The 26,279-nt window shown below is 64.5% G+C and carries 26 protein-coding genes and 2 pseudogenes; 21 read left to right on the top strand and 7 right to left on the bottom strand.

Annotated features, from left to right (window positions below; translation table 11 throughout):
- Nucleotides 1-147 precede the first annotated feature (147 nt).
- The 5 genes and pseudogenes from NCS58_RS28040 (at nt 148) to NCS58_RS28020 (ending at nt 4,018) form a co-directional block, all read left to right on the top strand.
- A complete protein-coding gene (locus NCS58_RS28040; protein WP_061121186.1) occupies nt 148-1,251 on the top strand; it encodes a tartrate dehydrogenase in 1,104 nt (367 codons plus the stop codon).
- Between the two features lie 2 nt (nt 1,252-1,253).
- Nucleotides 1,254-2,702 (top strand): aldehyde dehydrogenase family protein, encoded by a 1,449-nt coding sequence (locus tag NCS58_RS28035; protein WP_061121187.1) that lies wholly within the window; start codon nt 1,254-1,256, stop codon nt 2,700-2,702.
- Between the two features lie 23 nt (nt 2,703-2,725).
- On the top strand, nt 2,726-3,559 hold the full coding sequence (locus NCS58_RS28030) for a Rossmann-like and DUF2520 domain-containing protein (RefSeq protein WP_061121188.1): 834 nt from the start codon (nt 2,726-2,728) through the stop codon (nt 3,557-3,559).
- Nucleotides 3,556-3,672 (top strand): annotated as a pseudogene (locus NCS58_RS28025) (alpha-hydroxy-acid oxidizing protein); the annotation flags it as partial. The gene NCS58_RS28030 and the pseudogene NCS58_RS28025, both read left to right, overlap by 4 nt.
- 61 nt (nt 3,673-3,733) lie before the next feature.
- Nucleotides 3,734-4,018: an alpha-hydroxy-acid oxidizing protein gene (locus NCS58_RS28020; RefSeq protein WP_250538920.1), complete on the top strand. Its 285-nt coding sequence runs from the start codon at nt 3,734-3,736 to the stop codon at nt 4,016-4,018.
- A gap of 68 nt (nt 4,019-4,086) precedes the next feature.
- On the opposite strand, the gene NCS58_RS28015 is transcribed toward NCS58_RS28020, so the two are convergent.
- Complete coding sequence (locus NCS58_RS28015) at nt 4,087-4,944, bottom strand: oxidoreductase (RefSeq protein WP_061121226.1); 858 nt, start codon at nt 4,942-4,944, stop codon at nt 4,087-4,089.
- A gap of 119 nt (nt 4,945-5,063) precedes the next feature.
- Between NCS58_RS28015 and NCS58_RS28010 the strand changes: the two genes are divergently transcribed.
- The 4 genes and pseudogenes from NCS58_RS28010 to NCS58_RS27995 all read left to right on the top strand — a co-directional run bounded on the left by NCS58_RS28010 (nt 5,064) and on the right by NCS58_RS27995 (nt 7,316).
- Nucleotides 5,064-5,999, top strand: coding sequence for a LysR family transcriptional regulator (locus NCS58_RS28010; protein WP_061121190.1), 936 nt, complete (start codon nt 5,064-5,066; stop codon nt 5,997-5,999).
- 103 nt (nt 6,000-6,102) lie between these two features.
- Nucleotides 6,103-6,468, top strand: a complete 366-nt coding sequence (locus NCS58_RS28005; RefSeq protein WP_061121191.1) for a BON domain-containing protein — start codon at nt 6,103-6,105, stop codon at nt 6,466-6,468.
- A gap of 45 nt (nt 6,469-6,513) precedes the next feature.
- Nucleotides 6,514-6,981: pseudogene (locus NCS58_RS28000) on the top strand (MFS transporter); the annotation flags it as partial.
- A 113-nt stretch (nt 6,982-7,094) separates the two neighbouring features.
- The gene (locus NCS58_RS27995) at nt 7,095-7,316 is read left to right on the top strand and encodes a hypothetical protein (RefSeq protein ID WP_061121193.1); all 222 of its coding nucleotides are present in this window, start codon (nt 7,095-7,097) and stop codon (nt 7,314-7,316) included.
- Between the two features lie 27 nt (nt 7,317-7,343).
- Here the strand turns inward: NCS58_RS27995 and NCS58_RS27990 are convergent, their stop codons facing one another.
- Nucleotides 7,344-7,715, bottom strand: a complete 372-nt coding sequence (locus tag NCS58_RS27990; protein ID WP_061121194.1) for an NUDIX hydrolase — start codon at nt 7,713-7,715, stop codon at nt 7,344-7,346.
- Between the two features lie 215 nt (nt 7,716-7,930).
- On the opposite strand from NCS58_RS27990, the gene NCS58_RS27985 reads away from it, so the two are divergent.
- From NCS58_RS27985 to NCS58_RS27975, 3 genes are all read left to right on the top strand, one after another.
- A complete protein-coding gene (locus tag NCS58_RS27985) occupies nt 7,931-8,755 on the top strand; it encodes a CHAD domain-containing protein (protein WP_061121227.1) in 825 nt (274 codons plus the stop codon).
- Nucleotides 8,756-8,847: 92 nt separating this feature from the next.
- Nucleotides 8,848-9,597, top strand: coding sequence for a DUF2278 family protein (locus tag NCS58_RS27980; protein ID WP_250478044.1), 750 nt, complete (start codon nt 8,848-8,850; stop codon nt 9,595-9,597).
- 173 nt (nt 9,598-9,770) lie between these two features.
- Nucleotides 9,771-9,995: a hypothetical protein gene (locus NCS58_RS27975; protein ID WP_061121196.1), complete on the top strand. Its 225-nt coding sequence runs from the start codon at nt 9,771-9,773 to the stop codon at nt 9,993-9,995.
- A 48-nt stretch (nt 9,996-10,043) separates the two neighbouring features.
- On the opposite strand, the gene NCS58_RS27970 is transcribed toward NCS58_RS27975, so the two are convergent.
- Both NCS58_RS27970 and NCS58_RS27965 read right to left on the bottom strand, forming a co-directional pair.
- Complete coding sequence (locus NCS58_RS27970) at nt 10,044-10,682, bottom strand: NADPH-dependent FMN reductase (protein WP_061121197.1); 639 nt, start codon at nt 10,680-10,682, stop codon at nt 10,044-10,046.
- Between the two features lie 26 nt (nt 10,683-10,708).
- Nucleotides 10,709-10,846, bottom strand: coding sequence for a hypothetical protein (locus NCS58_RS27965; RefSeq protein WP_250478043.1), 138 nt, complete (start codon nt 10,844-10,846; stop codon nt 10,709-10,711).
- 216 nt (nt 10,847-11,062) lie between these two features.
- Here NCS58_RS27965 and NCS58_RS27960 point away from each other — a divergent pair, with 216 nt between their 5' ends.
- Nucleotides 11,063-11,656, top strand: a complete 594-nt coding sequence (locus NCS58_RS27960) for a nitroreductase family protein (RefSeq protein ID WP_061121198.1) — start codon at nt 11,063-11,065, stop codon at nt 11,654-11,656.
- A gap of 13 nt (nt 11,657-11,669) precedes the next feature.
- Here NCS58_RS27960 and NCS58_RS27955 read toward each other — a convergent pair whose 3' ends face one another.
- On the bottom strand, nt 11,670-13,856 hold the full coding sequence (locus NCS58_RS27955) for a hybrid sensor histidine kinase/response regulator (RefSeq protein ID WP_061121199.1): 2,187 nt from the start codon (nt 13,854-13,856) through the stop codon (nt 11,670-11,672).
- Nucleotides 13,857-14,062: 206 nt separating this feature from the next.
- Between NCS58_RS27955 and NCS58_RS27950 the strand changes: the two genes are divergently transcribed.
- Nucleotides 14,063-14,326 carry a hypothetical protein gene (locus NCS58_RS27950; RefSeq protein ID WP_061121200.1) on the top strand — a complete coding sequence of 88 codons (264 nt, stop codon included), beginning with the start codon at nt 14,063-14,065 and terminating at the stop codon, nt 14,324-14,326.
- A gap of 14 nt (nt 14,327-14,340) precedes the next feature.
- Nucleotides 14,341-15,327, top strand: coding sequence for an FkbO/Hyg5 family chorismatase (locus NCS58_RS27945; protein WP_061121201.1), 987 nt, complete (start codon nt 14,341-14,343; stop codon nt 15,325-15,327).
- On the opposite strand, the gene NCS58_RS27940 is transcribed toward NCS58_RS27945, so the two are convergent.
- Entirely contained in the window at nt 15,319-16,188 is an 870-nt protein-coding gene (locus tag NCS58_RS27940) for a LysR family transcriptional regulator (RefSeq protein WP_061121228.1), read from the bottom strand. The two genes, NCS58_RS27945 and NCS58_RS27940, sit on opposite strands and share 9 nt — an antisense overlap.
- An 86-nt stretch (nt 16,189-16,274) precedes the next feature.
- Here NCS58_RS27940 and NCS58_RS27935 point away from each other — a divergent pair, with 86 nt between their 5' ends.
- Nucleotides 16,275-17,201: a DMT family transporter gene (locus NCS58_RS27935; RefSeq protein ID WP_250478041.1), complete on the top strand. Its 927-nt coding sequence runs from the start codon at nt 16,275-16,277 to the stop codon at nt 17,199-17,201.
- An 87-nt stretch (nt 17,202-17,288) separates the two neighbouring features.
- On the opposite strand, the gene NCS58_RS27930 is transcribed toward NCS58_RS27935, so the two are convergent.
- Nucleotides 17,289-18,209, bottom strand: a complete 921-nt coding sequence (locus tag NCS58_RS27930; RefSeq protein WP_061121202.1) for a LysR family transcriptional regulator — start codon at nt 18,207-18,209, stop codon at nt 17,289-17,291.
- Between the two features lie 123 nt (nt 18,210-18,332).
- Here NCS58_RS27930 and NCS58_RS27925 point away from each other — a divergent pair, with 123 nt between their 5' ends.
- The 5 genes from NCS58_RS27925 (at nt 18,333) to NCS58_RS27905 (ending at nt 26,277) form a co-directional block, all read left to right on the top strand.
- On the top strand, nt 18,333-20,459 hold the full coding sequence (locus tag NCS58_RS27925) for a 3-hydroxyacyl-CoA dehydrogenase NAD-binding domain-containing protein (protein ID WP_061121203.1): 2,127 nt from the start codon (nt 18,333-18,335) through the stop codon (nt 20,457-20,459).
- A 38-nt stretch (nt 20,460-20,497) separates the two neighbouring features.
- Nucleotides 20,498-21,676 (top strand): acyl-CoA dehydrogenase family protein, encoded by a 1,179-nt coding sequence (locus NCS58_RS27920; RefSeq protein WP_061121204.1) that lies wholly within the window; start codon nt 20,498-20,500, stop codon nt 21,674-21,676.
- A 12-nt stretch (nt 21,677-21,688) separates the two neighbouring features.
- Nucleotides 21,689-22,828, top strand: coding sequence for an acyl-CoA dehydrogenase family protein (locus NCS58_RS27915; protein ID WP_250478040.1), 1,140 nt, complete (start codon nt 21,689-21,691; stop codon nt 22,826-22,828).
- 134 nt (nt 22,829-22,962) lie between these two features.
- Nucleotides 22,963-24,486, top strand: coding sequence for a sensor domain-containing diguanylate cyclase (locus NCS58_RS27910; protein WP_061121206.1), 1,524 nt, complete (start codon nt 22,963-22,965; stop codon nt 24,484-24,486).
- 138 nt (nt 24,487-24,624) lie between these two features.
- Complete coding sequence (locus tag NCS58_RS27905) at nt 24,625-26,277, top strand: response regulator (RefSeq protein WP_250478039.1); 1,653 nt, start codon at nt 24,625-24,627, stop codon at nt 26,275-26,277.
- Nucleotides 26,278-26,279: the final 2 nt, after the last annotated feature.

Raw genomic sequence — 26,279 nt, 5'->3', positions numbered from 1 at the left:
GCTCATCTGAATAGTCCGATGCCCGGACACGCACGCGTTCCGAGGGCGACAGAGACGAAGGAGACAACTAGGCTCTTGCCATGTGCAAGGTCTCCTCTCGTGCGCACGCCGGGCATGTCCGCGTCGAAATCGAGGAGACATAGCGCAATGGCAACAACGCATCACATCGCCGTCATTCCGGGCGACGGCATCGGCAAGGAAGTCATGGTCGAAGGCTTGCGCGTGCTGAAGGCGGCCGCGGCGCGCTATGACATCGCGCTCGACTTCGACGAATTCGCGTCGTGGTGCACCGAACACTACGTGCAGCACGGCACGATGATGCCCGCCGACTGGGCGAGGCAGATCGGCAAGCACGACGCCATCTTCTTCGGCGCGGTCGGCACGCCCGATGTCGTGCCGGACCACACGGCCGTGTGGGAATCGATCATCAGGATTCGCCGCGACTTCGATCAGTACGTGAACCTGCGCCCGGTGCGTCTCATGCCAGGCGTGCCGTCGCCGCTCGCGCACCGCAAGCCCGGCGACATCGACTTTCTGGTCGTGCGCGAGAACACCGAAGGCGAGTATTCGTCGGTCGGCGGACGCATGTTCGAAGGCACCGACCGCGAGTTCGCGACGCAGCAGGCGGTGTTTACGCGCACGGGCGTCGATCGCATTCTCGACTTCGCCTTTCAGCTCGCCCAAAGCCGCCCGAAAAAGCAGCTGACCGCCGCGACCAAATCGAACGGCATCTCTATCACGATGCCGTACTGGGACGAGCGCCTCGCGGAAGCGGCGAAGCGCTATCCGGACATCGAGACGCGCAAGTTTCATATCGACATTCTGTGCGCGCATTTCGTGCAGCATCCCGATCGTTTCGATGTGGTCGTCGCGTCCAATCTCTTCGGCGACATTCTTTCGGACCTCGGGCCTGCGTGCACCGGCACCATCGGCATCGCGCCTTCGGCCAACCTGAATCCGGAGCGGCGCTTTCCGTCGCTCTTCGAGCCGGTGCACGGCTCCGCGCCGGATATCGCGGGCAAGGGCATCGCCAATCCGATCGGGCAAATCTGGTCGGCGGCGCTGATGCTGCAGCATCTCGGCCGTGGCGAGGCGCGCTACGAAGCGGCGGCGAAGACCATCGTCTCGGCCATCGAAACCGTGCTCGAAAGCGGTCCGCGCACGCCGGACATGGGCGGCGCGGCGAACACCATCGAAGTCGGCACGGCGATCGCCGCAGCCGTCACCGAACACGCACTGATCACGGAGTAAGCATGGAATATCGTCACTTCATCGGCAACGCATGGCGCGCGGGCGACAACGGCGAATCGCTCGATGTCATCGACCCCAGCACGGGCGAGCCGTTCGCGGCGATCGCGCGCGGCAATGCCGCCGATGTCGACCGCGCTGTCGCCGCCGCACGCGACGCAATGGGCGAGGCGCTCGACGGTCCGTGGGCGAAGCGCTCGCCGGTCGAGCGCGCGAATCTGCTGTTCGCGTATGCAGCGGCGGTGCTGGAGAACGCCGACGAACTCGCGCGGCTCGAAGCGCGCGACACCGGCAAGGCGCTCAAGACCGCGCGCACCGACGCGGCCGTGCTCGCGCGCTATCTGCAGTACTACGCCGGCTGCGTCGACAAGCTGCATGGCGAGACGCTGCCCTATACGACGGGCTTCACGGTGCTGACGGTGCGCGAGCCGATAGGCGTGACGGGGCACATCATCCCGTGGAATTACCCGATGCAGATCTATGGCCGCAGCGTCGGCGCATCGCTCGCGGCGGGCAACGCGTGCGTGATCAAGCCGGCGGAAGACGCCAGCCTGTCGATCCTGCGTCTCGCCGAAATCGCCGCCGACATCGGCTTTCCGGCGGGCGCGATCAACGTCGTCACGGGTCTGGGCAGCGAAGCGGGCGCGGCGTTGTCGGCGAACGGCGGCATCGGCCATATTTCGTTCACCGGCTCGAGCGCGACGGGCGCGCTGGTCGGACGCACGGCGGCGGAGCGTCATTGCCCGAGCGTGCTCGAACTCGGCGGCAAGTCGCCGCAACTCCTGTTCGACGATGCCGATCTCGACGAAGCCTTGCCCGTGATTCTCAACGCGATCATCCAGAACGCCGGGCAGACGTGCTCGGCGGGCAGCCGCCTGCTGGTTCAGCGCGGCATCTACGAGACGGTGATCGAACGTCTGACGCAGCGTTTCGAAGCGCTGCGCTCCGGCCCGCCCGCGATGGACCTCGACATGGGCCCGCTCGTCAACGCGAAGCAGCAGGCGCGCGTGCGCAGCATGGTCGAGCAGGCAGAGGCCGAAGGCATTCGCGTGGCGGCGCGCGGCAGGATCGTCGTGGAGGCGTCGCGCAACGGCTTTTTCCAGGAGGCGGTCCTGTTCCGCGACGTGCCGCCGCAAAGCCGCCTCGCGCAAGAAGAAGTTTTCGGACCGGTGCTCGCGGCGATGCCCTTCGACGATGAAGCCGAAGCCGTGAAGCTCGCCAACGGGACGCATTACGGCCTCGTCGCGGGCGTGTGGACGCGCGACGGCTCGCGTGGCTTGCGTCTCGCGCGCAAGCTGCAGGCGGGGCAGGTCTTCGTGAACAACTACGGCGCGGGCGGCGGCGTCGAGTTGCCGTTCGGCGGCGTGAAGGCGAGCGGCCACGGACGCGAGAAGGGCTTCGAGGCGCTCTATGGTTTCACGAGTCTGAAGACCATCGCGATCAGGCACGGCTGAGTCTCGCGCGGCCTCACATCATCATGGCGACTCTCAACATCATCGGCGCGGGGCGCGTCGGCGCGACGCTCGGCAATCTGATCGTCGCGAACCGCGTGCTCGATATCGGCGACGTATGCGACAGCGATATCGCGCATGCGCGTGACGCGGTCGATTTCATCGGCGCGGGCCGCGCGCTCGACGACATCGCCGCGATGCGCCCCGCCGATATTTGGCTGCTGTCGGTGCCCGACATGCGCATCGCGGAAGTGGCGCAGTCGCTCGCGGGGCATCGCAGGGACGACATGCCGTCGATTGCGGTGCATTGCAGCGGCGCGCTCGACACGGACACGCTCGCGCCCTTGCGCGCGCTCGGCTGGAATGTCGCGAGCGTGCATCCGATGCTGAGCTTCGCCAATCCCGGCACGGCCGTGTTTCAGTTCGAAGGCACGCCGTGCGGGCTCGAAGGCGACCGGGCCGCGCGTGCCGCATGGAGCGAGATTCTCGCGGCCATCGGCGCGCGCTGTTTCGATATCGAGCCGGGCAGCAAGGCGCTCTATCACGCGGCGGCGGTCGTCGCGTCGAACTTTCTGCCGATACTCGCGGCGATGTCCGTCGAGATGTGGCAGGCGGCGGGCATTCCGCAGCCGCTCATCGAGGACATGATGCATACGCTGTCGCGCAATGCGGCCGCGAACATCGTCGCGCTCGGGCCGAAGGATGCGTTGACGGGCCCGGCCGCGCGCGGCGATCGCGCGGTCGTCGAAGCGCAGTCGCAGGCTATCGGCGCGTGGGACGCGGTATCGCGCGACGCGTATGACGCGCTCTCGACGCTCGCGATGCGGCTCGCGCAAACGGGCAAAGTGCGCGAGGCATGAGGCTTACGCTCGACAGCGCGCTGTCGAGCGCCGATCTGCGCGAACTCGCGCGCCGCACGCTGCCGCGCTTCGTGTTCGAGTTCATCGACGGCGGCGCGGAAGACGAGATCACGCTCGCGGCGAATCGCGCGGCGTTCGAACGCCGCGCGCTCGAGCCTCGAATCGCTGCATGCGGTGCGTCGCGCGCTCGGGCCGGGCACGGAATTGCTCATCGATTCGGGCATCCGGCGCGGCGTCGATATCGTAAAGGCGGTGGCGCTCGGCGCGCAGGCGGCGGCGATCGCGCGTCCCGTGCTGTTCGTCGCGGCCATCGGCGGCGACCAAGGCGCGCTCTGCGCCATCGACATCCTGCTCGATGAAGCAAAACGCGCGATGACGCTGTGCGGCACGCCGAACGTCGATGCGATCCGCGCGGGCGATGTGATCGCTTCGTCACGTCCCGTTGCCTTCGAAACATAGACGCGACGTCGCCAGAAGGATTGGGCTCGTCGTTCCTTCAGAGACACCGCTCTTTCGCCCGAAACCGCTTAAACCGCGAAGTCCGTCGAGCTTGACAGCGCCTTCCAGCTTTCCGTTTCCGCCGCGACATACGCGTTCTTTTCCGCTATAGCCTTCAGCGTGTCGGTGCCGAGCGCGAGACGCAGCGGCGGTGTTTGCGCATCGGCGAGCGTGACGAGCGCGGTCGCGAGCTTCTCGGGATCGCCCGGCTGATTGTGATTCATGCCGGCAGCGAAGCGCCGCACGTTGCCCGAAGTCGCATCGTAGTCGTCGATGATTTCCTTGCCGACGAGAAGCGACGACGCATCCAGAAAGTCCGTGCGAAAGTAGCCCGGCTCGACGACGGTCGCGTGAATGCCGAGCGGCTTCAACTCCGCATGCAACGCTTCGGTGATGCCTTCGACGGCGAACTTCGTCGAGCTATAGACGCCGAAGCCCGCTGCCGCGCGATAACCGCCGATCGACGACATGTTCATGACATGCCCGCCGCGCTGCTTGCGCATGACGGGCAGCACGGCGCGCGTCACGTTGAGCAGGCCGAAGACGTTGGTGTCGTACATGCGGCGCACATCGGCATCGCTCGATTCTTCGACGGCCGCGAGCAGCCCGAAGCCCGCATTGTTGATCAGCACGTCGATACGGCCGAACTTCGCGACGGCGGCTTCGACGGCCGCCTTGGCCTGCGCTTCGCTCGTGACGTCGAGCGCGACCGGCAGCAGGGCGGGCGATTCGCCGAGACGCTCGACGATCGCTTCGACATTGCGGCCCGCGGCGACGACCGCGTTGCCGTCGTCGAGCGCCGCGCGGGCGATCAGCGCGCCGAGGCCGCGCGACGCGCCCGTGATGAACCAGACCCGCTTGTATTGCTGTTGAATGGCGTTGCTCATGATGTGCTCCGTTGTGCCGGTGGTGAAGGTGAAACGAAGCATAGGACGTCCGATTCGCACGAACTAGCCGCCGAACGCTAGACTGATAATCAACCTGAATTTGCGAATCGAGGCGCTTCATGAACGAGGTCCGCGCGATTTCGATCTTCGTGCGCGCCGCCACGCTCGGCAATTTGCGGCGTGCGGCCATTGATCAGGGGATTTCGCCGCAAGCCGCGAGTCACGCGGTGATGCAGCTCGAAAAGTCGCTGGGCGTGCGCCTGTTTCATCGCACGACGCGCAAGCTCTCGCTGACCGAGGAAGGGCAGCGGCTCCTGCAAAGTGTCGAGCCGGCGCTCGCAATGCTCACATCGGCCATTGCGGATGCGAGGAGCGCGAAGGAAGTCATCGCCGGTCCGTTGCGCATCAGCGCGCCGAAAGCGCTCGCGCGCGCGTTGTGGCCGTCGGTGCTGGCGTTCGCGCGGCTTTATCCGGACGTCGGACTCGACGTGCGTTTCGACGACCATTTCACCGATCTCGTGGAAGAACGCGCCGATGTCGGATTGCGTGGCGGCTCGCCGCCCTCAGGCGGCGCGATTGCACGGCGGCTCGTGCCGATCCAGCTGATCGTGTGCGGGTCGCCCGCGTATATCGAACGATATGGCGCGCCGCGTACCGTCGACGATCTATCCTCGCATCGTTGCACCGGTTATCGGCGTGCGAACACCGGCAAGCAGGCGCCGTGGGAATTCATGATCGGCGATGAAATCGTCTACCGCGAGGTCGCGGCGGCGCTTTGCGCGAACGATATCGATGCGGAAACCGACGCGGTGCTCGCCGGTGTCGCGATCGGCCAGCTCGGGAGTTTTTCGGCGGTGACGCATATCCGCGAAGGGCGGCTCGTGCCCTTGCTCACGCGGCATCTGACACAGCGCGAATCGATTTATATCTACTACCGGCATCGGACGGAGCAACCGTTGCGCGTGCGAACGTTCATTGACTTCATGATCGAAAAGCTCGCGGACAACGGCGATTTCTTCCTGTCGCCCGCCGAATTGCGCGCGTATGCGAAATGAACGGCCCGAATCCCTGCGATCTCGCGAACCCGCGACTAGAATTCATCGTGCCTTCGTTTCACCCAAGCCCATCAAGCCAATCAAGCCAACCTGGAGCCAAGCGATGAAAACGATCAATGCGCTCAGATTTGCCGCCGTTGCATCAGCGATTGCCTTCTCCGTCAACGTGTGGTCACAGACCAGCGATGCGGCCTCGACTCAGTCCGCTACGCCGTCGGCGAGCGCCGGAACCTCGAAGTCCGCGGCCCGCAAGGCCAATCGGGCTCTCAGCAAGAAGGTGTCCCAGGCGCTGCAGAAAGGCGGCGTCGAATTGAACGGCATCAACGTGATCGCGAAGAACGGCGCAATCACGCTCGCCGGACATGCCGCGGATGCGGAGCAGATCGACAAGGCCGCTTCGATCGCGAAGGGCGTGAGCGGCGTCACGTCCGTGAAGAATGTTCTGACGATTCAGGAAGGCGGGCAGTAGGCGCTCGCACGCGAGCACGACGAAACGCGCGTGCTCGCGCGTGTCATGAACTCGTTCGCTGACGTTCACGAGCCGGAGCGCCAGCGCCTGCCGTTTCGCGAATCGCTGCTCGCGATGCTCGGCATCGCCTTCGTCACGATGCTGGTCGCGCTCGATCAGACCATCGTCGGCACCGCAATGCCGCGCATCATCGCCGAGCTGAAGGGCTCCGATCTGTACGCGTGGGTCGCGACCTCGTACATGCTCGCCTCCGTCATCACGATTCCGATTTTCGGGCGGCTCGGTGACCTCTACGGGCGCAAGCTCTTTTGCTCGCGGCCATCGTGCTGCTCAGGCTGGCGTCCGTGTTATGCGGATTCGCGCGCAGCATGCTGTTTCCCGTCATTGCACGCGGTGTGCAGGGCATCGGCGGCGGTATCCTGCTCGGCACGGTATTCGCCGCCGTCGCCGATCTCTTTTCCCGATCCGAAGCTGCGTTTGCGCTGGCTCGTGCTCGTCACGTCGACATTCGGCGCTCGGCACCGCGATCACGGGCGCGCTGCTCGGGCATTTCTACGCGAAACGTGCATCGTCCGCTGGATTCGTATCAGGCGACGCAGTGGCTCAAATCGTTCGCGAGCCCCGATTTGCTGATCGACCGTGCGGAACAGTCAGCGCTGATCGAACGGCTTGTAGCTGCTGGCCAGCCGGGCGACGCGATGACGCACTCGGCGCGCATGGCGCTCGTCGCGTCGATTCACGTCGGGCTTGTCGTGGCCGCGATGGCGGCGTTCGTCGGCTTGTGTCTCGCGTGGTTCGTGCCCGCGGTGCGAGTCGTGTACGGCGATGCGAAACAGCAGGGCGTTTGATGCCTGGTCGCCGTGAGCGTTGCACGGTCAGCGTTTTCGCCTTTCGTCACCGAGCGCTTTGACGATCATTTTGGTCGGCGCACTGGTGGCGAGCCGCTGAATTTCCGAAACGTGGACCCAGCGGCACCGCGAGATTTCATTGCTCGCGCGCGGCTTCGCGCGTTTCGGCACATCGCAGAAAAAGACGTGATGATGCTTCTGCCTTCCGCGATGCTGGAACAGAAATTTAGCCGACTTGCCCGCAAGACGCGTTTCCTCCTTGAGCTCGCGCAGTGCGGCATCCGGCAAATCCTCGCCCCGTTTGAGCATGCCGCCGGGCAGCGCCCATTTGGTGCGACGTCGCGCAACCAGCAAAATCCGGTTGCCCTTTCGACAGATGACCGTGGCTCGCTTCCTCAAGCTGGCTCCGAATATGTGATTCTGTTCGTTTGAATCTGCAGGCGCGTCCAAGTGTACCCAACAGCTTTTTTGTTGTGGAGCGTTCCTTGACAGCGGCATTTCCCGTATCGCGAACCCAGCAAGACGTGTTCCGCTTTTCGTGCCTTGTTTTGGGGCAAGCGCGGCGGCGGGTATGCATGTTGCATGTGGATGGTACTGCGCAACGGGAAACGATCATGGCTTCGAATGGCAGTGCGCGCGCGAGGAGCGAAACAGCGGAAACTAAATTTGGTGAACTGGCATCGCCGTTGGTCGAAGAGGCGCTGCGGCATGCGTCCACGCTCGACGGGAACGCGGACCCCGAGGTGCTGCACAAGCTGCGCGTCGCGTTGCGACGGCTTCGCACATTGTTCTGGGCTTACAGCCCCTTGCTGGAAGACGAATTCGACACGCATCAGCGCGCGTTGCTCAAGTATCTGGCGACGTCGGCGGGCAGGGCGCGCGACTGGGATATTTTGCTGAAGCTGCTGGACGAACTCCATGTGGAAGGGCTCGACGACTCCGTGAAGGCGCGTCGTGCGGCGGTGCTCGCGACCAGCATCGAAACCATTGCGAACGCGGACGTAAAGCATGTGTTGCTGACGGGCGTGAAGGAGGCGAATCAGCAGCTCAACACGGGGCATAGTCGCGTGCCGGTCGAACGGTTTGCAAAGAAGCGGATCGGCGCGGCGCGCGGTCAGTTGAAAAAGCGCATCAAGCGGGCGCTGCGCGCGAAGCGATCCGACTATGCCGCTTATCACGAAGTGCGCAAGGCCGGAAAGAAGGTGCGCTATCTGCTCGAATTTTTCGGGGATGTCTCGCCCGGCATGCGTGACAGTGTGAAGAGCCTTAAGCGGCTGCAAAAGCGTTTCGGCGCGTTGAACGACGTGGTCGCGAGTCGCGGTCTGCTTTCCGGCTCGGAAGGGGCGTTTCCCGATGACGTCGATACCAAGCCGGCGATACGGGCACTCAAAAGCGAGCAGAAGCATCGCTTCAAGTCCGCGAGAAAGGCGATACGCTGACGGCGGCGCCGTCGCGGGCGCGGGTCGCCTGTCGATCGCAAAGATGTCACACTGGCCGCATCAAATGATCGCTCACTTCACGGAGCCGCATCATGGAGCGCAACGAATACGTTCTTTTCAAGGGCACGGTGACGCTCGGCGTGCCCTATCTCCAGAATTACAAGGGCGATCCGCACTATGTGATCGTCGGCGAAGATACGAATGGCAAGCCGTTCAATATCGTCACCAATGTGAAATCGGACAGCTCACTGACGGGGCCGGCGGGCTATCTCGTGCTGTATCTCTGGAATCAATACTTCGATCACCCGATGACCGCCGATCTCGTCCGGCTGCCTGCCGGTGTCGCCACGTCGAACTTCCCGAAGCTCGATTATGTGCATGACACGCGTCTCCTGGATCTCGGCGCGATGCGTCCGATCCCGCTCGATACCAAAGACGAGCACAACGATATCAATGCGCTTCTCAACGAGATGCTGCAACTCGACATGTCGGCCGACGGCGTCGACTATGTCTACAAGACGCCCGCTTATAGCGACGATCGCCTCGGATGGAAACCCGCGAAAGACGTCACCGTCTACGGCTTCGGCTTTCTGTTCGAACCGGGGAAAGACGGCTTGCACGAAACGCACATGAATCAGGGCAACCCGAAGCGGGGCAAGGGCAGCCCGGTCAAGGACCACTCGAACGAGAACGGCGTGTTTCAGGACGGCGCGGTGATGGTCGAAGTGGACGGCAAGTTCCAGGCGCTTTTCGTCGCGTTTCAGACGCAGCTCGTGCCGACCGATAATCGCGGCCGTCCGATACCGGGGCAGTCTCATCCGATACTGGATGGCACGAAGTGATTGCATGAAGCGCTTCGCGGGCCCAGGCTACCGGCGCCGTCTTCGTCCCATGCGGAAAGCCGCCTCAACGCGCCAAACAGGTGCCGCCTGCTATGCATTGCAGAAACCCTTGTTTGTCCAAACGTTTTTGACAGCCTAGAGTCGAGTCATCCGTGCATTCGAGGAGGCGTACCATGCCGCACTTCCTGACTCAATATTGGCAGGCGCTGTCGGCGCCGGCCGGGCGCGTGCGTAAGCACTTCACGAAAGAAGGGGCGGCACACGAGGCGCACGCCGTCAGCGAAACTACGCGCGCGGAACAGCTCGAGCACATTTCCGCTTATGCACGCGCGGGCTATTTCAACATGGGCTATACCGTCGATGCGTTTCAGCTGCCCGGCGAGCCGCCGCTGCACTGAAACGAAGCGGAAAAGCTGCGCGCCATGCGCAGCTTCGTCATCCGCAAGTCAATGCTGCACGAGCGCGACGCGTCGGTCCACTTCATGGTAGTCGTCCGCACGCGCCGCGCCGAACGCCAGCGCGAAGCCCGACGCCTGCCGCCCCACGGTGCGGAGTTGCTCGACGACCTTCGGATCGGAGCAAGTATCTGCGGATTCGAAACGCGTCTCCAGCGTGTTGATCGTTGCGCCGAAAGGCGTCGGCCAGCCGCGCAACGCGTGCACGATCGAGCGCAGCGACGTGAGCACCGTGCCCGCCGCCTGCCATCCATACGCCGTGACGATACTGCCGACCGCGCGTCCGTCGAGATAGGGGCGCTCGTCGAGCCGTAGCTCCTCCAGCGTATCGAGCGCATTCTTGACGAGGCCCGAGATGCCGCCGTGATAGCCGGGCGTCGCGATGATGAGCGCATCCGCCGCGCGCACGGCCTCGATGAGTTCGTGTTGCTCATCGGTGAGTTCGCGCGATTCCGGTGCGTAGTGCGGCAGGCTATGTAAAAACGCGCCGCCGAAGAGTTGCACGCTCGCGCCGCTCTCCTGCGCACCGCGCAATGCGAACGCGAGTGCCCGTTCGGTCGATGATTGAGGCCGCGTCGTGCCGCCGATGCCGACCACCCGTGGACCGCGCGATGAATTGAATCGAGACAAGATCGATACTCCGTGAAAATGGGCTGTCAGAAGAATGTGCCGTTCGGTAACGCCGCGCGGTGCGAGGCCATGGCGCGGATGTTGCGCCGGTGACGGTCGAGCGCGAGTTCGTCGATGGGCACTTTCGAGCGCGCCGAAGTGTCGAGCGTGTGAGTCGTGGACATGAAGCACTTCGTGCGAAGAAAAGAAGCCTATCTTCGCCGCGCGTGCATTCGTGACGAACCGATCATTTCAGCGATGCTTTTGAATGAATCGATGCTTTGAATAGCTGTGTATGTGCAAAGCCCATTCATTTGCTTAGCAAGGTAAATTGGTTTGTGCCCGGGAACATCGCGCATATGATTTCGCGTTGCAAGACTTCATGTTCATCCGAATCATTCATGACACATCGACCTGCTCCGACCGATATCGCCATTCATCCGCTCATCGCGGGACGATGGAGCCCGCGCGCTTATGCGGATCGCGCGGTCGCGCATGCGCAGGTGGTCGCGTTGCTGGAAGCGGCGCGCTGGGCGCCGTCGGCTTATAACGTGCAGCCCTGGCGCTTCGTCGTGTTCGAGAAGGCGCACGATCCCGACGCCTTCGCGCGCGCATTCGCATTGCTCGTGCCGTTCAATCAGTCATGGAATGCGAATGCGCAAGTGTTGATCGCGGTGCTCGCGGACACACTGAATGCGAAGGGCGAAGTCAACGTGAGCGCAGCCTACGATGCGGGCGCCGCCGCGATGGCGCTGCTGCTCCAGGCGCACGCGCAAGGACTCGCCGCCCACGCGATGGGCGGATTCGATGCAAGCGGCCTCAAAGAGGCGTTCGCGATTCCGGAGCGATTCACGCCGCTCTCCGTGATTTCCGTTGCGCATCACGGCGACGCTCGCGCGCTGCCTGCGTCGCTGGCCGAGCGTGAGCGCGCGCCGCGTGCGCGCCTGTCGCTCGAAGATATCGCGCAATTCGGCGGGTGGCGCGATCCGCGTTGATCGGCTATCGGAATTACTTCGTCACACGCATCGATAGACCGTTCAGCAGCCGTTGCAGATCGTCGATGTTGAAAGGCTTCGCGAGGATCGCAAAGCCCGTGCGGCGCGCCTCGTCGAGTTGATCGGCGTAGCCCGTCATCAGCGTGACCGGCTGCGTCGGGCGCGTCGCCTTGATCCATTCCGCGAGCCTGATGCCGTCGTAGTTGCCGGGCATCTGGATGTCCGAGAGCACGAGATCGAACGCGTTGCCCGCTTCGAGCATCTGCTTCGCGGCATCGCCCGAAGCTGCGTGGCGCGCCTGCCAGCCGAGCACGTCGAGCACTGCGCACAGGCCCGCCGCGACTTCCTCGTTGTCTTCCACGAGGAGCACGGTCGACGAAAGCGCAGTGTGTTCGATCGCCTCGACGTGCGGCGCGTCTGCAAGCGCTTCGGCTTCTCCGGTCCAGTGCGGCAGATAGATGTCGATGGTCGTCCCGAAGCCCCATGCCGAGTTCACGCGCGCGGTGCCGCCCGCCTGCTCCGTCATCGCCAGCACTTGCGCGAGGCCGAGCCCCGTGCCGGCGCCTGCGCCCTTGGTCGTGAAAAGCGGCTCGAACGCCTGCCTCGCGACATCGGGCCGCATGCCGATGCCGCTGTCCCTGCACGAGATCACGACATATTCGCCCGCGCCGAGGCCGTCGTGCGTGTCCGCGTAGCGCACGTTGCTGCAATCGATCCGGAAGTCGCCGCCATTGGGCATCGCGTCTTTCGCGTTTACGGCGATGTTGATGAGCGCCGATGTCAGCTCCGTCGCATCGACGCGCACGGGCCACGTCGTATCCGGCGCGCGCGTGCCGAACGTCACCTTGTCGCCCACCGACGCGCGCACGAGCGGCTCCAGTTCCGCCATCCATCGGTCGAGCCGTATGACCTGCATCTGCAACGGCTGACGGCGCGCGACGCTCAGCAGTCGGCGCGCGAGCGACTGCGCATTGGTCGCTGCGCGCTCGACCGCGGTGACTTCTTTCTCGAGGCCATTGAAGCCCTTGCGCCGCGCCATCTCCATGTTGGCCGTGACGACCATCAACAGGTTATTGAAATCGTGCGCGACGCTCGCGACCAGATTGCCGAGCGCGCCCATGCGCTGCAAACGGCGCGTCGCGGCGATGGCCGAGCGGCGCAGCGAGAGCTCGCCGCGCCAGTTGTGCCACGCCGCTTCTTCGGCCTTCAGGCGGCGCAGCGAAAAGCCGATCAGCAGCCACAGCGCAATGCACGGTATCAGCGCGATCGACGCAATCGATACATCTCGCCGCCACCATGCGAGGCGTATGTCGCGGATGGCGAAGCCCGCGGCGGCATAGACCGGATAGTCGCCGACGCGCCGCCAGGCGGCGAGCTTCTCGTCGTTGTCGAGCGGCGACAGGTAACGCATGAGGCCCGTGGACTTGCCTTGCGCGAATGCGTCGGCGAGCACGAGATGGCGATCGGGTGGATTCCGCACGGACGGCGGCGGATAACGCGCGAGCACGGCGCCGTCGGCGCGATGCAGCGCGAGCGTGAGCGCGGAATCGCTCGTGGCGAGCTCGCGATAGAAGCCGATCAGATAATCGCGCCGCACCGCGATCGAGATCTCGCCGAGAAAGCGCCCGTCCTTCGCAAAGCGCGCGCTCAGCGTATCGATGATGTCGGTGTTCTTCACGCGCCCGCGCTCGGGCATGGAGACATGGAACGTCGCGCGCGAGTCGCGCGTTGCGATGAAATCGGCACGATCGCCGATGGACACATTGGGCGCCGGAAAAAGGCGGCTGCTGAGAACGAGCCTGCCGCGACTGTCGAGCACGGACAGCGCGGCGATCTGCGCGTGGCTCTGTGCGAGACGGGCGAGCTTGTCGTGCAGTTCGGACTCGCTGCGTGCGATGAAGTCCTCGTCGCCACTGCCGAGCATGTCTTCGATGCGTGAAATCAGCTCGCGGTTGATGCTGAAAACGGTGTTCGCTTTTTCGTCGATGACGCGCGCCAGCCGTTCGAGCGACTGGCCCGTTTCGCTGAGCGCGCGTTCATACGTGTAGTAACCGTACAGACAGAAAAACGCGAGCGGGATGACGATCGACGCGACGAGCGCAGCGAAGAGCCGCCTGCGCGCCGCGCGAAAGTCGAGCGGAGGAAGCGAAGGCAAGACCTCTGCCGTGCCGAGTCCGGGGTGGTCTTCTGATTCGTTCATGACGCTGTGTGAGACGTGCGCGAGCGCCGGCGCGGACGTCGTCGGACGGATGCAGGATGCCCTTTTCGATGGTAGCACGCACGTCCGCGAGCGCCGCGCACGGTCGTGCGCCGGGCGAAGCCGGATCGGGCCGAAGTTGCGCTGTGGTATAAGCACGCATGCGCGCGCCGGCTTGCGGCGCCCACCGAACGTAACAGGAGCATGCAGTGAGAAGGACCGCCGAAAACAAGCTGAAGGTGGTCGCAGTGCGGGTCGATCCACAATTCGAGCAACGGCTGCGACTCTTGGCGGAAGTAACGGGGCGCAAGCAATCGTTCTTCCTCCAGCAGATGATCGAGAACGGCATCGGCGCCATGGAAGAGACCTGGCTGCCGCCCGCCGTCCTCGAACAGGTGAGAAGCGGCGCATTGCCGCCGCTGCAGGATCGCGTCGCGACCGCGGACCTGTTCGGCGATCAGGCCGATGAATAGTCCATGAGTAAGCGATGAGCGCGACGATCGAGTGCCGCTTCATTACGCCCGAGGCGACATGCGGCAACGAGGTGCTGGCGCGCATCGTTTTCGGCGAAGCGAGCGGCCGGCCGTGCATCGAAAACGGCGTGCCCACGCTGCGCCTCGCAATGTGCGACGACGCCCGTGACGGCTTCGCCGAAATCTGGACGAGCGCCGGACCGATCCGCAGCGCAAGCATCAACGATCTCGTCTTCGCGCACAACGACGAGTTCCTGTTTTGCGCGGGTTTCCTCCCCGTTTCCGACCGATACACCGACGCCACGCGCGAGACCTATGGCGATGCGTTCGCGCTCGTCGGCGAACTGAACTTCCCGAAGATCTTCCGCATGTGGAACTTCATTCCGCACATCAACGGGGCGAATCGGGAAGGGCTCGAGGTGTATCGCGATTTTTGCCGCGGGCGTGCCGTGGCCTTCGAGCAGGACTATGCGAATGCGTCGGGCATGCCGGCGGCGACGGGCATCGGCACATGGGGCGATGGCGTCGGTTTCTATTTTCTGGCGTGCCGCGAAAGTCCGATTCGGCATATCGAGAACTCACGCCAGACGCCCGCGTATGAGTATCCGCAACGTTACGGCCCCAAGTCGCCGAGCTTCGCCCGGGCCACGCAATTGCGCGACACGCTCTTCGTATCCGGCACGGCCAGCATTCTCGGCCACGAGACCGTGCACGTGGGCGATCTCGAGAAGCAGTGGAGCGTCGCGACCGGCAACATCGCGCACCTGATCGGCGGGGAGAGTCTGGAAAAGCAGGGTGTGCATAACGGTTATACGTTGCGCGATCTCGACCAGATCAAGGTGTACTACCGGCATCCTGCGGATTTGCCGCGCGTGATGAAGCTGGCGCAGACTGCGTTTCATCCCGATGCGAGCGTGCGTTATCTGAACGTCGACATTTGCCGCGCCGATCTGCTCGTCGAGATCGAGGGGATCGCGTCACATCGGCATCGCTCAGACTGACGCCGATTGCCGCAGGGTTTTCACGAGCAGGCTGTGCAGGCTGTCGACGGCCTTCGAGCCACGCGAATCGCGGCTGCGATACACCGCGACTTCCATCGGTTCGAGCGGCCCCAGACCTTCTTCACGGCCCAGTATCCGCAGATGTTCCGGCGCGCTGCATTGCGTCAGCGCCGCCACGGCCAGGCCGCTTTCGACGGCGGCGATCTGCCCGGCGAGACTCGAACTGTTGTAGACCACCTTGTATCGGCGCCCCTGTTGCGCAAGCGAATGAATCGCGCTGCGCCGCGCGAGGCTCGTGCTCTCGTAGACGGCAATCGGCATTGGATCGCGCCGCCATAACTCGAACTGCGCGGCGCCGACCCAGACCATCGGCTCATGAAAGAGCGACGTGCCGCGCCGGCCATGATCGCGCGACACGAGTGCAAGATCGAGCTCGCCATGGGCGATACGCGGAATGAGCGAAGTCGATTGCTCGCAGATCAGCTCGATTTCGACGCCGCTGTGCCGCGGCGCAAAGCGTTTGAGCACGGGCGTCAGATACTTTGCGGCGTAGTCGTCGGGTACGCCGAGCCGCACGCGGCCGGTGAGTTGCTCGCCCTGAAGCGCGACCTGAGCTTCGGCGTGCAAATCGAGGATGCGGCGCGCATAACCGAGCAGCGTCTGCCCGTCGTGAGTCAGTGCGAGCGTGCGCGAGCCGCGCTCGACGAGTCGCAGCCCCAGCGCGTTTTCGAGCTTCTTCAACTGCATGCTCACCGCCGATTGCGAGCGGTGCACTTCACTGGCCGCGCTCGACAGCGACCCCGCGTCGACGACGGCGACGAAGCATTTAAGCCAGTCGGTTTGCAGATCGTGGTGTTTCATCGTGTTCAGGCGGCTTTCGAAAATCGAATGGATTAAGTTCGAATTATGCGCTTTTCGTTCGTTCCGTCGCGGCACACACTGCGGGCATGGACACGAATTCATCATCTCATCGGGCGGCGGCACGCATCGTTGCGCGCGGCGAAGGAGGCCGTGCAGCAGGCGCGTGGCCGTTTCTGGCCGGCTGCGCGCTGCTCGGCACGATCGGCGTTTTCTTGCACGAGGCCAGGGCTGATCCGCTGACCGCGACGTGGTTTCGCTGCGCGTTCGGACTCGTCTGCATGAGCGCGTGGGTGATTCTGCGCGGGCAAGCGCGCTTTCTGCTTCTCACGCGGGCGAACGGACCGTGGGTGCTGAGTGCCAGCGCGTTGATGGTGCTGAGCTGGGCCTTGTTCTTCGGCGCGGTCGAGCGAATATCGGCGGGCGTCGCGATCGTGCTGTTCCATGTCCAGCCGATGTGGGTGCTGATGTTCGCCTCGTTATGGCTGAAAGAAGCGATCGGCGGGCAGCGCGTCGTCGCGGTGTCGGTTGCGATGTGCGGGCTGGTGCTGGCGACGGGCATCGTCGAGCACACGGCGGGCGGCGCGCTTCAGCCGCAATACTGGATGGGCGTTGCTGCGTGTCTGGCGGGCTCGCTGTGCATGGCGTGCGTGACCATCATCGCCACACGCCTGCGCGATATGCCCGCCGGCATTCTTGCGTGGTGGCAGTGCGCCGTCGGCACGATCCTGCTGTGGCTCTGGCCGATGCAGCATGGCTGGCCCGCGTGGGGCATGTCGTGGGCGTGGCTGGCGGGCCTTGGGCTGATTCATACGGGTCTCGCGTATACGCTGATGTATATCGGCATGGCGCGGCTTCATACGGCGCGTATCGCCGTGTTTCAGTTCGTTTATCCGGCGCTTGCCATCGTCATCGACTGGCTGGTTCTCGATCAGCGTTTGAGCGGCGTGCAGATCGCGGGCATCGCGTTGATGTCGGCGGCGATCTGGTTTGCGGAGCGCGGGCGGCGTGGGTGACGCAGCGGTGACCGGTGTGCGATGTTCAGGGAGATCATCCGGCCTGCTCCCGAGCTTTTTGGCGGCGACTGACCGCGCACGCTTCGTTCAATGCGTGCCTGGAAGAAGCCCCCCGCGTCCCGCCTTCCGCGATCGCTCCAGCATGAACTCGATGAACGCCAGCGTCGCGCGCGTGTGATGCCGGTTCGGCATATACAGCATGTACATGTGCGTGCCGAAAATGCTGAGCCGCCATTCATCGAGCGCCGTCACGACCTCGCCGCGCCGCATGTCTTCCGCCACGACGTAATCCGGCACGATCCCGACGCCCAGGCCCGCGAGAATCGCATCGCGCAGGAACAGAAAGTTCTCCGAGATCAGGCTCGGCTCCAGCAGCACTTCGTGACGCTCGTCGTCGAGATAGGCGGCGACGCGCGTCTGTTTGCCGACGACCGTCGCGGTAATCACCGGCGCGACGCCCAAGTCTTCGAAGCGCGTCGGCATGCCGTGCGCATCCGCATAAGCGGACGATGCGCACGCGACGTACCGCACCGGCCCCATGTCGCGCGCGACGAGACTCGGCGGGGGCTCCGGCATCACGCGCACGGCGATGTCGACTTCATCGCGCAACAGATCCTCCACGCGATTCTCGAACATCACATCGAGCACGATATCCGGATACTCGCGCTTGAACGCGATCAGCCATTCCGACATCACGAGCTGCCCATAACCGCTCGGCACCGACAGGCGCACGCGTCCCTGCAATCTCTGCCCGAGCATCGACACCGATTCCTGCGCCGCGAGCAGCGCATTCCGGATCGACCTGCCATGCTCATACAACTCGAGGCCGAGTTCGGTCGGCTCCACACGGCGCGTGGTGCGCCGCACGAGCTGCAAGCCGACCGACTTTTCGAGCTGATTCAGGTGATAGCTGACATTGGCGCGGCTCATTTTCAGGCGCCGCGCCGCTTCGCTGAGATTGCCCGCATCGAGGATTTCGACCAGCAGCGTAAGTTCGTTGACGTCCACGGCCCAAGCGATTGTCAAAAGCGATTTGACAGTCTGTCAACCGTCGCTGTCATTGTCAAGGAAGCTTGTCCCCGCGAGAATGCTCGACACAGTCGGCAAACATCGGAACAGGAGACACCAGCCATGACGCTTTCGAGCGCGCCCGAAACCGCGGTAGTCCAGCACGCATTGCGTGGCAGCGTCCTCGTCGTGACGATCGATCATGCGCCCGTCAACGCGCTCAATGCCGCCGTGCGGCGCGGTCTGATCGACGCCATCGACGCCGCCGATGCGAACGCCGCCGTGCGCGCGGTGCTGATCGTGGGCGCGGGCCGCAACTTCATCGCCGGCGCGGATATCCGCGAGTTCGGCAAGCCCGCCGTGCCGCCCTCGCTGCCCGAGGTGTGCAATCGCATCGAGGCGTGCGGCAAGCCGGTCATCGCGGCGATTCATGGCGCGGCGCTCGGCGGCGGGCTGGAGGTTGCGCTGGCGTCGCATTACCGGATCGCCGTCGAGGGTGCGAAGCTCGGTCTGCCGGAAGTGCAACTGGGCCTCCTGCCCGGCGCGGGCGGCACGCAGCGCTCGGCGCGTCTGATCGGCGCGCAGGCCGCGTTGTCGCTGATGCTCAGCGGCCGTCATGTCGGCGCGCAGGATGCGCTGCGTCTCGGCCTCGTCGATCGCGTCGGCCAGAGCGACGACGTATTCGCCGAAGGCCTCGCTTACGCGCACGAACTGATCGCGACGCACGCCGCGCCGCGCCGCACGAAGAACGCGCGCGGTCTGGCGGACAAGGAAGCCAGCGCCGCCGCGATCGCCGCCGCGCGCGCCGACACGCAGAAGACAGCGCGCGGATTGGCGTCGCCGCTGAAGATCGTCGACTGCGTGGAGGCGGCGTTGAATCTGCCGTTCGACGAAGGTCTGCGATTCGAGCGCGAGCGATTCCTGGAATGTCGCGAGAGTCCGCAGCGCGCCGGTCTCGTGCACGCGTTCTTCGCCGAGCGCGAGGCGCAGAAATCGCCGGAAACGCGCGGTGCGCAACCGCGCGCGCTGCGCTCGGCCGGCGTGCTCGGCGGCGGAACGATGGGCGCGGGCATCGCCGTCGCGCTGCTGGATGCGGGCCTCGCGGTGACGATGATCGAGCGCGACGACGCCTCGCTCGAACGCGGCCGCGCGCATGTCGAAAAGGTCTACGACGGATCGGTCGAAAAAGGCCGCATGACGCCCGAAGCGAAAGCGCGCGCGCTGCAGCGCTTCAATGGCGACACGGCCTACGACGCACTCGCCGGTGCCGATCTCGTCATCGAAGCCGTATTCGAGGACATGACCGTGAAGAAGGCCGTATTCGCGCAACTCGATCGCGTGTGCAAGCCCGGCGCGGTGCTCGCGACGAACACGTCGTACCTCGACATCGACGAGATCGCGGCGAGCATCACGCGCCCGCAAGACGTGCTCGGGCTGCACTTCTTCTCGCCCGCGAACATCATGAAGCTGCTCGAAGTGGTCGTGCCCGCGCGCGTCACCGCAGATGTCGTCGCGACCGGCTTCGAGCTTGCGAAGAAACTCAGGAAGGTCGCGGTGCGCGCGGGCGTGTGCGACGGCTTCATCGGCAATCGCATGCTCGCGGTGTATCGCGCTGCGGCGGATCATCTGATGGAAGACGGCGCCTCGCCGTATCAGGTCGATCAGGCCGTGCGCGACTTCGGCTTTCCGATGGGACCGTATCAGGTCATCGATCTCGCAGGCGGCGATATCGGCTGGGCCGCGAGAAAGCGCCGCGCCGCGACGCGCGATCCGAATGCGCGTTATGTGCGCATCGGCGACGCGCTGTGCGAGCGCGGCTGGCTCGGCCAGAAGACGGGACGCGGCTTCTATCGTTATGAAGACGGCGCGCGCATCGGCAAGCCGGATGCCGAAGTCGAAGCGATCATCGACGCGGAGCGCGTGCGTGCGGGCGTCACGCCGCGTGCGTTCAGCGACGAGCAGATCGTGCGCCGCTACATGGCCGCGATGATCAACGAAGGCGCGAATATCGTGCATGAAGGGATTGCGCAGCGCCCGCTCGATATCGATGCTACGTTGATGCACGGCTTCGGTTTTCCGCGCTATCGCGGCGGCCCGATGCATTACGCCGACAGCATCGGCCTCGACACCGTGCTCGCCGATATCCGCGAGTTCGCCAAGGAAGATCCGTTGTTCTGGCGCGCGTCGCCGCTGATCGTCGATCTCGTTGCGCGCGGCAAGAATTTCGCCAGCCTCAATCAGGCGGCCTGAGCCGCGGGCTTCGTCAATCTCTTCATGGAATCGCAGTCATGGACCTGAAATTCACCGCAGCAGAAGAGGCGTTTCGCGCCGACGTGCTGAAGTTTCTGCGCACGTCACTGCCGGACGAAATCGCGCAGAAAGTGCACACGGGAAGGCGCCTCACACGCGACGACATGGCGCAGTGGCACGGCATCCTCAACGCGCAGGGCTGGCTCGCGAATCACTGGCCGAAAGAGTACGGCGGACCCGGCTGGACCGCGGTGCAGAAGTTCATCTTCGAGAACGAATGCGCGATAGCGGGCGCGCCGCGTGTCGTGCCCTTCGGCGTGAACATGCTCGGACCGGTGCTCATCAAGTACGGCAGCGAAGCGCAAAAGCGTCACTGGCTGCCGCGCATTCTCGATGGCTCAGACTGGTGGTGTCAGGGCTATTCGGAACCGGGCGCGGGCTCCGATCTCGCATCGGTGCGCACGACGGCCGTGCGCGCGATGGAGAACGGCGAAGAGTATTACCGCGTGAATGGCCAGAAGACCTGGACCACGCTCGCGCACTACGCGAACATGATTTTCTGCCTCGTGCGCACGTCGCAGGACGCGCGCAAGCAGGAGGGCATCAGCTTCCTGTTGATCGACATGAACACGCCGGGCGTCGAAGTGCGTCCGATCATCACACTGGATGGCGAGCACGAAGTCAACGAAGTCTTCTTCACCGATGTGCGCGTGCCCGTTGCGAATCTCGTCGGCGAGGAGAACAAGGGCTGGACGTATGCGAAGTACCTGCTGACGTATGAGCGCACGAACATCGCGGGTGTGGGCTTCTCGGTCGCGGCGCTGGGCCGCCTCAAAGAGGCGGCGAGCAGACTGCAAAGTAATGGCCGCGCCCTCACCGACGATCCGTTGTTCGCCGCGCGGCTCGCGCGTGTCGAGATCGATCTGGAGAACATGAAGACGACGAATCTGCGCGTGCTCGCGGCGGTGGCGGGCGGCGGCGCGCCAGGCGCGGAAAGCTCGATGCTCAAGATTCGCGGCACCGAGATTCGTCAGGAAATCTCGTCGCTGATGCGTCGCGCGATGGGTCCGTATGCGCAGCAATTCATTGAGGAAGATAGCGACGATGAAGCGTCCACCGCGGCCGCGCAGTACTTCAACAATCGCAAGCTGTCGATCTTCGGCGGCTCCAACGAAATACAGAAGAACATCATCGCGAAGATGATGCTCGGGCTTTAAAGGATTCGCACGATGAATTTCCAGCACACGGAAGACCGGCGGATGCTCGCGGATTCGCTGAACCGCTTCATTGCGGAGCAGTATGCGTTCGATGCGCGAGACGGGATCGCGCGCTCGGCGCAAGGGTACAGCCGCGACATGTGGCTGCGGTTTTGCGAGCTCGGCATCATCGGCGCGTTCTTCGATGAAGCGGCGGGCGGATTCGGCGGCGATGGCTTCGATGTCAGCGTCGTGTTCGAGGCACTCGGACGCGGGCTCGTCGTCGAACCGTTTCTCGATGCGCTCATCGTCGGACGCGCGCTCGCGCTTGCCGGCAACGACACGCAGCGCGGGATCATCGCCAAGATGATCGACGGCTCCACGCTTGCAGCATTCGCGCACGACGAACCCGGCTCACACTACGAGCGCGCACGCGTCGGCACGCGCGCGACGCGCCGCGGCGACGGCTGGGTGTTGAACGGCGCGAAAGGCGTCGTGCAAGAGGGCGAACACGCCGACGTGTTGCTCGTGTCGGCGCGCACGTCGGGCGGCGATCATGACGAAGCGGGCATTTCGCTCTTCGTCGTGCCGCGTGATGCCGGGGGCGTCGATGTGCGCGGTTATCGCAAGATCGATGGCGGACGGGCGGCGGAGGTGTCGCTCGATGACGTCGCACTCGAAGCGGACGCGCTCGTGGGTATTGAAGGCGATGGTTACGCCGTGCTCACGCATGTGATCGGCTATGGTCTCGTCGCGCTCGCGTCGGAAGCGGTCGGCGCGATGGATGTCGCAAAGGAGCACACGCTCGAATACTTGCGCACGCGTAAGCAGTTCGGCGTGCCCATCGGCGCGTTTCAGGCGCTGCAGCATCGCATGGCCGATGTCCTCGTCGACATCGAACAGGCGCGTTCAGCGGCGATCAATGCGGCCGCGACGGTCGGTGAGTCGGGCGTCGCGCGTGAACGCGCCTTGTCGGCGGCGAAGTATTCCATCGGGCGCATTGGCGCGCGCGTCGCGGAAGAGTCCATTCAGATGCATGGCGGCATCGGCATGACGTGGGAATTGCCGCTCGCTCACTACGCAAAGCGGCTCGTGATGATCGACCATCAGTTGGGCGATGAAGACCATCATCTTGCGCGATACATCGAACTGGGGCGCGCTCCGGTGGCTTGACCTGGCGAGCGACATCGCCCTCGTCCACACCCTGCCTGGACAAATAGGAGAGAATATTGCCCTGGCTCGCTGACTGAGGACCGTACAGAGCACTGACAAACGCGCGAAGCAGTATTCCGGGGACACCCAGAAAAGTGGCATCCGAAAATATCTACAACCCGAGTCTCAATGCACAGCCGCCGACGCGCGCGCGAACATCGACGCCGAACGTCATCGTGCTGTGCGGCACCCTCATCGCGCTCGTCATGATGGGGCTTTGCGCGCTGGTCCTCTATCAGGGCAGAGTCGATGCGCTCGATCGCGCGCGCGACACGTCGCGCAATCTGGCGCTGCTCGCCGAGCGCGATATCGAACGCAATTTCGAACTGTACGAGTTGTCGTTGCAGGCGGTCGTCGAGGGCGTGCAGCGCGACGATGTGATCAGACTCCCGCCGCACCTGCGCAACGACGTGCTCTTCGACCGGGCCGCCACCGCCCGCGATCTCGGCTCGATTCTCGTCCTCGACGAGCACGGCAATATCGTCATCGATTCGGGCAGCGTGGCGCCCCGACCGGGCAACTTTGCGGACCGCCGTTACTTCACGGTTCAGCGCGACAACCCGCACACCGGTCTTTATCTCAGCAGCCCCTACGCGTCGCGATTGCGTGGCGGCGCGCCCAGCATCGCACTCAGCCGAAGGCTGTCGCATCCGGATGGCTCGTTCGCAGGCGTCGCGATGCTCGCCATCAACCTGGAATACTTTCGCAATCTTTTCGCGGGGCTTTCGCTCGGGCCGCACGGCGCCGTCTCGCTGATCAACCACGACGGCGTGATGATCATGCGTCAACCCTTCGATTCCAGCGTGATCGGCCGCGACATCAGCAAGGCCGACACCTTCAGGCACTTCCGCGCGGCCGCGGAAGGCAGCTTCGCCGAGACATCGTCGATCGACGGCAGGCGCCGGCTCTACTATTTCCGCAACTTTCCCGACCTGCCGCTCATCATCATGGTGGCCGAAGGGGAAGAGGACATCTACGCGGCGTGGCGGCGGCGCGCGGCCATCATCGGTTCGTCGATGGGCGTGCTCGCGGTCGGCTTCATCACCTTGTCGTTCGTGCTCGCCGCACAATTCAGGCGGCGCATGCGCGCGGAATCTGAACTGCAATTGCTCGCGCGCACCGACGGACTGACCGGGCTGCACAATCGCCGCACGCTGGGCGAGATCCTCGATCAGGAATGGCGCAGGGCGCGTCGCACGCGCGGTCTCTTCTCTCTGCTGTTCGTCGATATCGATCGCTTCAAGGCCTTCAACGACGCCTACGGTCATCAGGCCGGCGACGATGCGCTCGCTGCCGTCGCACGCTGCATCGGCGACAACATCCGGCGGCCGGGTGACACGGCGGCGCGCTATGGCGGCGAGGAATTCGTTGTCGTGTTGCCCGACACCCCAGCCGATGGCGCCGCGAGAATCGCGGAGCAGATTCGCGCGGCCATCAGCGATCTGTCGATCGAGCACGCCGGCAGCGAGTTCGGTCGCGTCACGGCCAGCATCGGCCTCGCGAGCTGGCGGCCCGAGCGCGATGACGACGTGAGCGCGCTCATCCGCGCCGCCGACGAGGCGCTTTACGATGCGAAGGCATCCGGACGCAATCGGGTGAGGCTGGCGAGTCCCGCCTGAAGCTGCGCGTTATTTTTCATTGGAAGGCTGGACGAAAGTTCGTCGCAGGCAGGAAACGTTTTTCTCGCGTGCACCCTCTGCCAGGTTTCGCGTAAGCTCTCACCCGCCGTGCCGCGCGATCAACAAGAACTTCCTCCGATGACCCACGCCCCCGATTCCAAAGCGCACCGTCTCGCCGCCGTGGCGCGCTATCGCGCGCTATTTGACGCAATCGACGATGGCTTTTGCATCATCGAATTCTTCGACGGCCCGCACGGGCCGCTCAGCGATTACGTTCATGTCGAAGCGAATCCGGGATACGAGCGGCATACGGGCATCCCGGACGTGGCGGGCAAGACCTTGCGCGAGATCGATCCGATTGAGGCGGACCGCTGGATCGAACTGTATGGCAACGTGCTGCGCACCGGCGTCCCGGCGCGTTTCGAGCGCTACTTCCTGACAGCGGGACGGCACATCGAGGTGTCGGCGGCGCGGGTCGAACCGGCAAGCCTGCGGCAGGTGTCGGTCCTGTTTCGCGATATCTCCGCGCGCAAGCAAGCCGAGGAGGAGCGCGACCGCGCGGACGCGTCGCTGCGCTCGCTCAACGAGACGCTCGAGCAGCGGGTTGCGGAGCGCACGGCGGAACTGATGCGCGCGGAAGAGCAACTGCGGCAAGCGCAGAAGATGGAAGCGGTCGGTCAGCTCACCGGCGGCCTCGCGCACGACTTCAACAATCTGCTGGCGGGCGTGTCGGGCTCGCTGCAGTTGTTGAGCATACGGCTGAGCCAGGGACGCGTCGCCGAGGTCGATAAATACGTCGTCGCGGCACAAGGGGCGGTGCGGCGCGCGGCGGCATTGACGCATCGGCTGCTCGCCTTTTCGCGCCGGCAAACGCTCGATCCGCGGCCCACGGATGTCAACGCGCTCGTGAACGGCATGACCGATCTGATACAGCGCACGGCCGGGCCGGGCATCAAGGTCGAGGCGGTCGGCGCAGCGGGCCTCTGGCCCGCGCTGGTCGATTCGGGCCAGCTCGAAAACGCGCTGCTGAACCTGTGCATCAATGCACGAGACGCGATGCCCGACGGCGGGCGCATCACGATCGAAACCGCCAACAAATGGATCGACCGGCGCGCGGCCGAGACCCACGACATGCCCGAAGGCCAGTTCCTGTCGCTGTGCGTGACCGATACCGGCACCGGCATGACGCCCGAAGTGGTCGCGAAGGCGTTCGATCCGTTCTTCACCACCAAGCCGATCGGCATGGGCACGGGCCTCGGTCTCTCGATGATCTACGGCTTCGCGAAACAGTCGGGCGGTCAGGTGCGGATCTATTCGGAAGCCGGGCAGGGCACGACGGTGTGCATCTATCTGCCGCGCTTCTACGGCGGTGTCGACACCGACGCGGCCGACCATGCCGCGTCGCCCGTCTCGGGCGCGGAGGCCGGCGAGACGGTGCTGATCGTCGACGATGAACCGAGCGTGCGCATGCTGATCGTCGATGTCCTCGAAGAGGCCGGCTACTCGGTGATCGAAGCCGCCGACAGCGTCGCCGGCCTGAAGCTGTTGCAGTCGAACGTGCGGATCGACCTGCTGATCAGCGATGTCGGCCTTCCCGGCGGCATGAACGGCCGCCAGATGGCCGATGCCGCGCGGCAGGCGCGCCCGGATCTCAAGGTGCTTTTCATCACCGGCTACGCGGAGAACTCGGTGATCGGCAACGGGCGCCTCGAGCCCGGCATGCAGGTGCTGACCAAGCCGTTCGCGATCGAAACGCTCGCCGCTCGCGTCCGCCAGCTCGTGGACGAATAACG

Origin of the sequence: Caballeronia sp. INML3B, assembly GCF_023631305.1 — a bacterium.
Taxonomy (GTDB): Bacteria; Pseudomonadota; Gammaproteobacteria; order Burkholderiales; family Burkholderiaceae; genus Caballeronia; species Caballeronia turbans.
Note: the sequence above shows the minus strand (reverse complement) of the source record. Positions and strands in the feature narration are given on the sequence as shown.

Coding starts and splice junctions, on each gene's coding strand:
- NCS58_RS27985 (WP_061121227.1), top strand. CDS start 7,931: ATGGCTTCGAATGGCAGTGCGCGCGCGAGGAGCGAAACAGCGGAAACT.
- NCS58_RS27975 (WP_061121196.1), top strand. CDS start 9,771: ATGCCGCACTTCCTGACTCAATATTGGCAGGCGCTGTCGGCGCCGGCC.
- NCS58_RS27940 (WP_061121228.1), bottom strand. CDS start 16,188: ATGAAACACCACGATCTGCAAACCGACTGGCTTAAATGCTTCGTCGCC.
- NCS58_RS27915 (WP_250478040.1), top strand. CDS start 21,689: ATGAATTTCCAGCACACGGAAGACCGGCGGATGCTCGCGGATTCGCTG.
- NCS58_RS28015 (WP_061121226.1), bottom strand. CDS start 4,944: ATGAGCAACGCCATTCAACAGCAATACAAGCGGGTCTGGTTCATCACG.
- NCS58_RS27965 (WP_250478043.1), bottom strand. CDS start 10,846: ATGTCCACGACTCACACGCTCGACACTTCGGCGCGCTCGAAAGTGCCC.
- NCS58_RS28040 (WP_061121186.1), top strand. CDS start 148: ATGGCAACAACGCATCACATCGCCGTCATTCCGGGCGACGGCATCGGC.
- NCS58_RS27955 (WP_061121199.1), bottom strand. CDS start 13,856: ATGAACGAATCAGAAGACCACCCCGGACTCGGCACGGCAGAGGTCTTG.
- NCS58_RS27960 (WP_061121198.1), top strand. CDS start 11,063: ATGACACATCGACCTGCTCCGACCGATATCGCCATTCATCCGCTCATC.
- NCS58_RS27920 (WP_061121204.1), top strand. CDS start 20,498: ATGGACCTGAAATTCACCGCAGCAGAAGAGGCGTTTCGCGCCGACGTG.
- NCS58_RS28005 (WP_061121191.1), top strand. CDS start 6,103: ATGAAAACGATCAATGCGCTCAGATTTGCCGCCGTTGCATCAGCGATT.
- NCS58_RS27980 (WP_250478044.1), top strand. CDS start 8,848: ATGGAGCGCAACGAATACGTTCTTTTCAAGGGCACGGTGACGCTCGGC.
- NCS58_RS28010 (WP_061121190.1), top strand. CDS start 5,064: ATGAACGAGGTCCGCGCGATTTCGATCTTCGTGCGCGCCGCCACGCTC.
- NCS58_RS28030 (WP_061121188.1), top strand. CDS start 2,726: ATGGCGACTCTCAACATCATCGGCGCGGGGCGCGTCGGCGCGACGCTC.
- NCS58_RS28035 (WP_061121187.1), top strand. CDS start 1,254: ATGGAATATCGTCACTTCATCGGCAACGCATGGCGCGCGGGCGACAAC.
- NCS58_RS27905 (WP_250478039.1), top strand. CDS start 24,625: ATGACCCACGCCCCCGATTCCAAAGCGCACCGTCTCGCCGCCGTGGCG.
- NCS58_RS27935 (WP_250478041.1), top strand. CDS start 16,275: ATGGACACGAATTCATCATCTCATCGGGCGGCGGCACGCATCGTTGCG.
- NCS58_RS27945 (WP_061121201.1), top strand. CDS start 14,341: ATGAGCGCGACGATCGAGTGCCGCTTCATTACGCCCGAGGCGACATGC.
- NCS58_RS27925 (WP_061121203.1), top strand. CDS start 18,333: ATGACGCTTTCGAGCGCGCCCGAAACCGCGGTAGTCCAGCACGCATTG.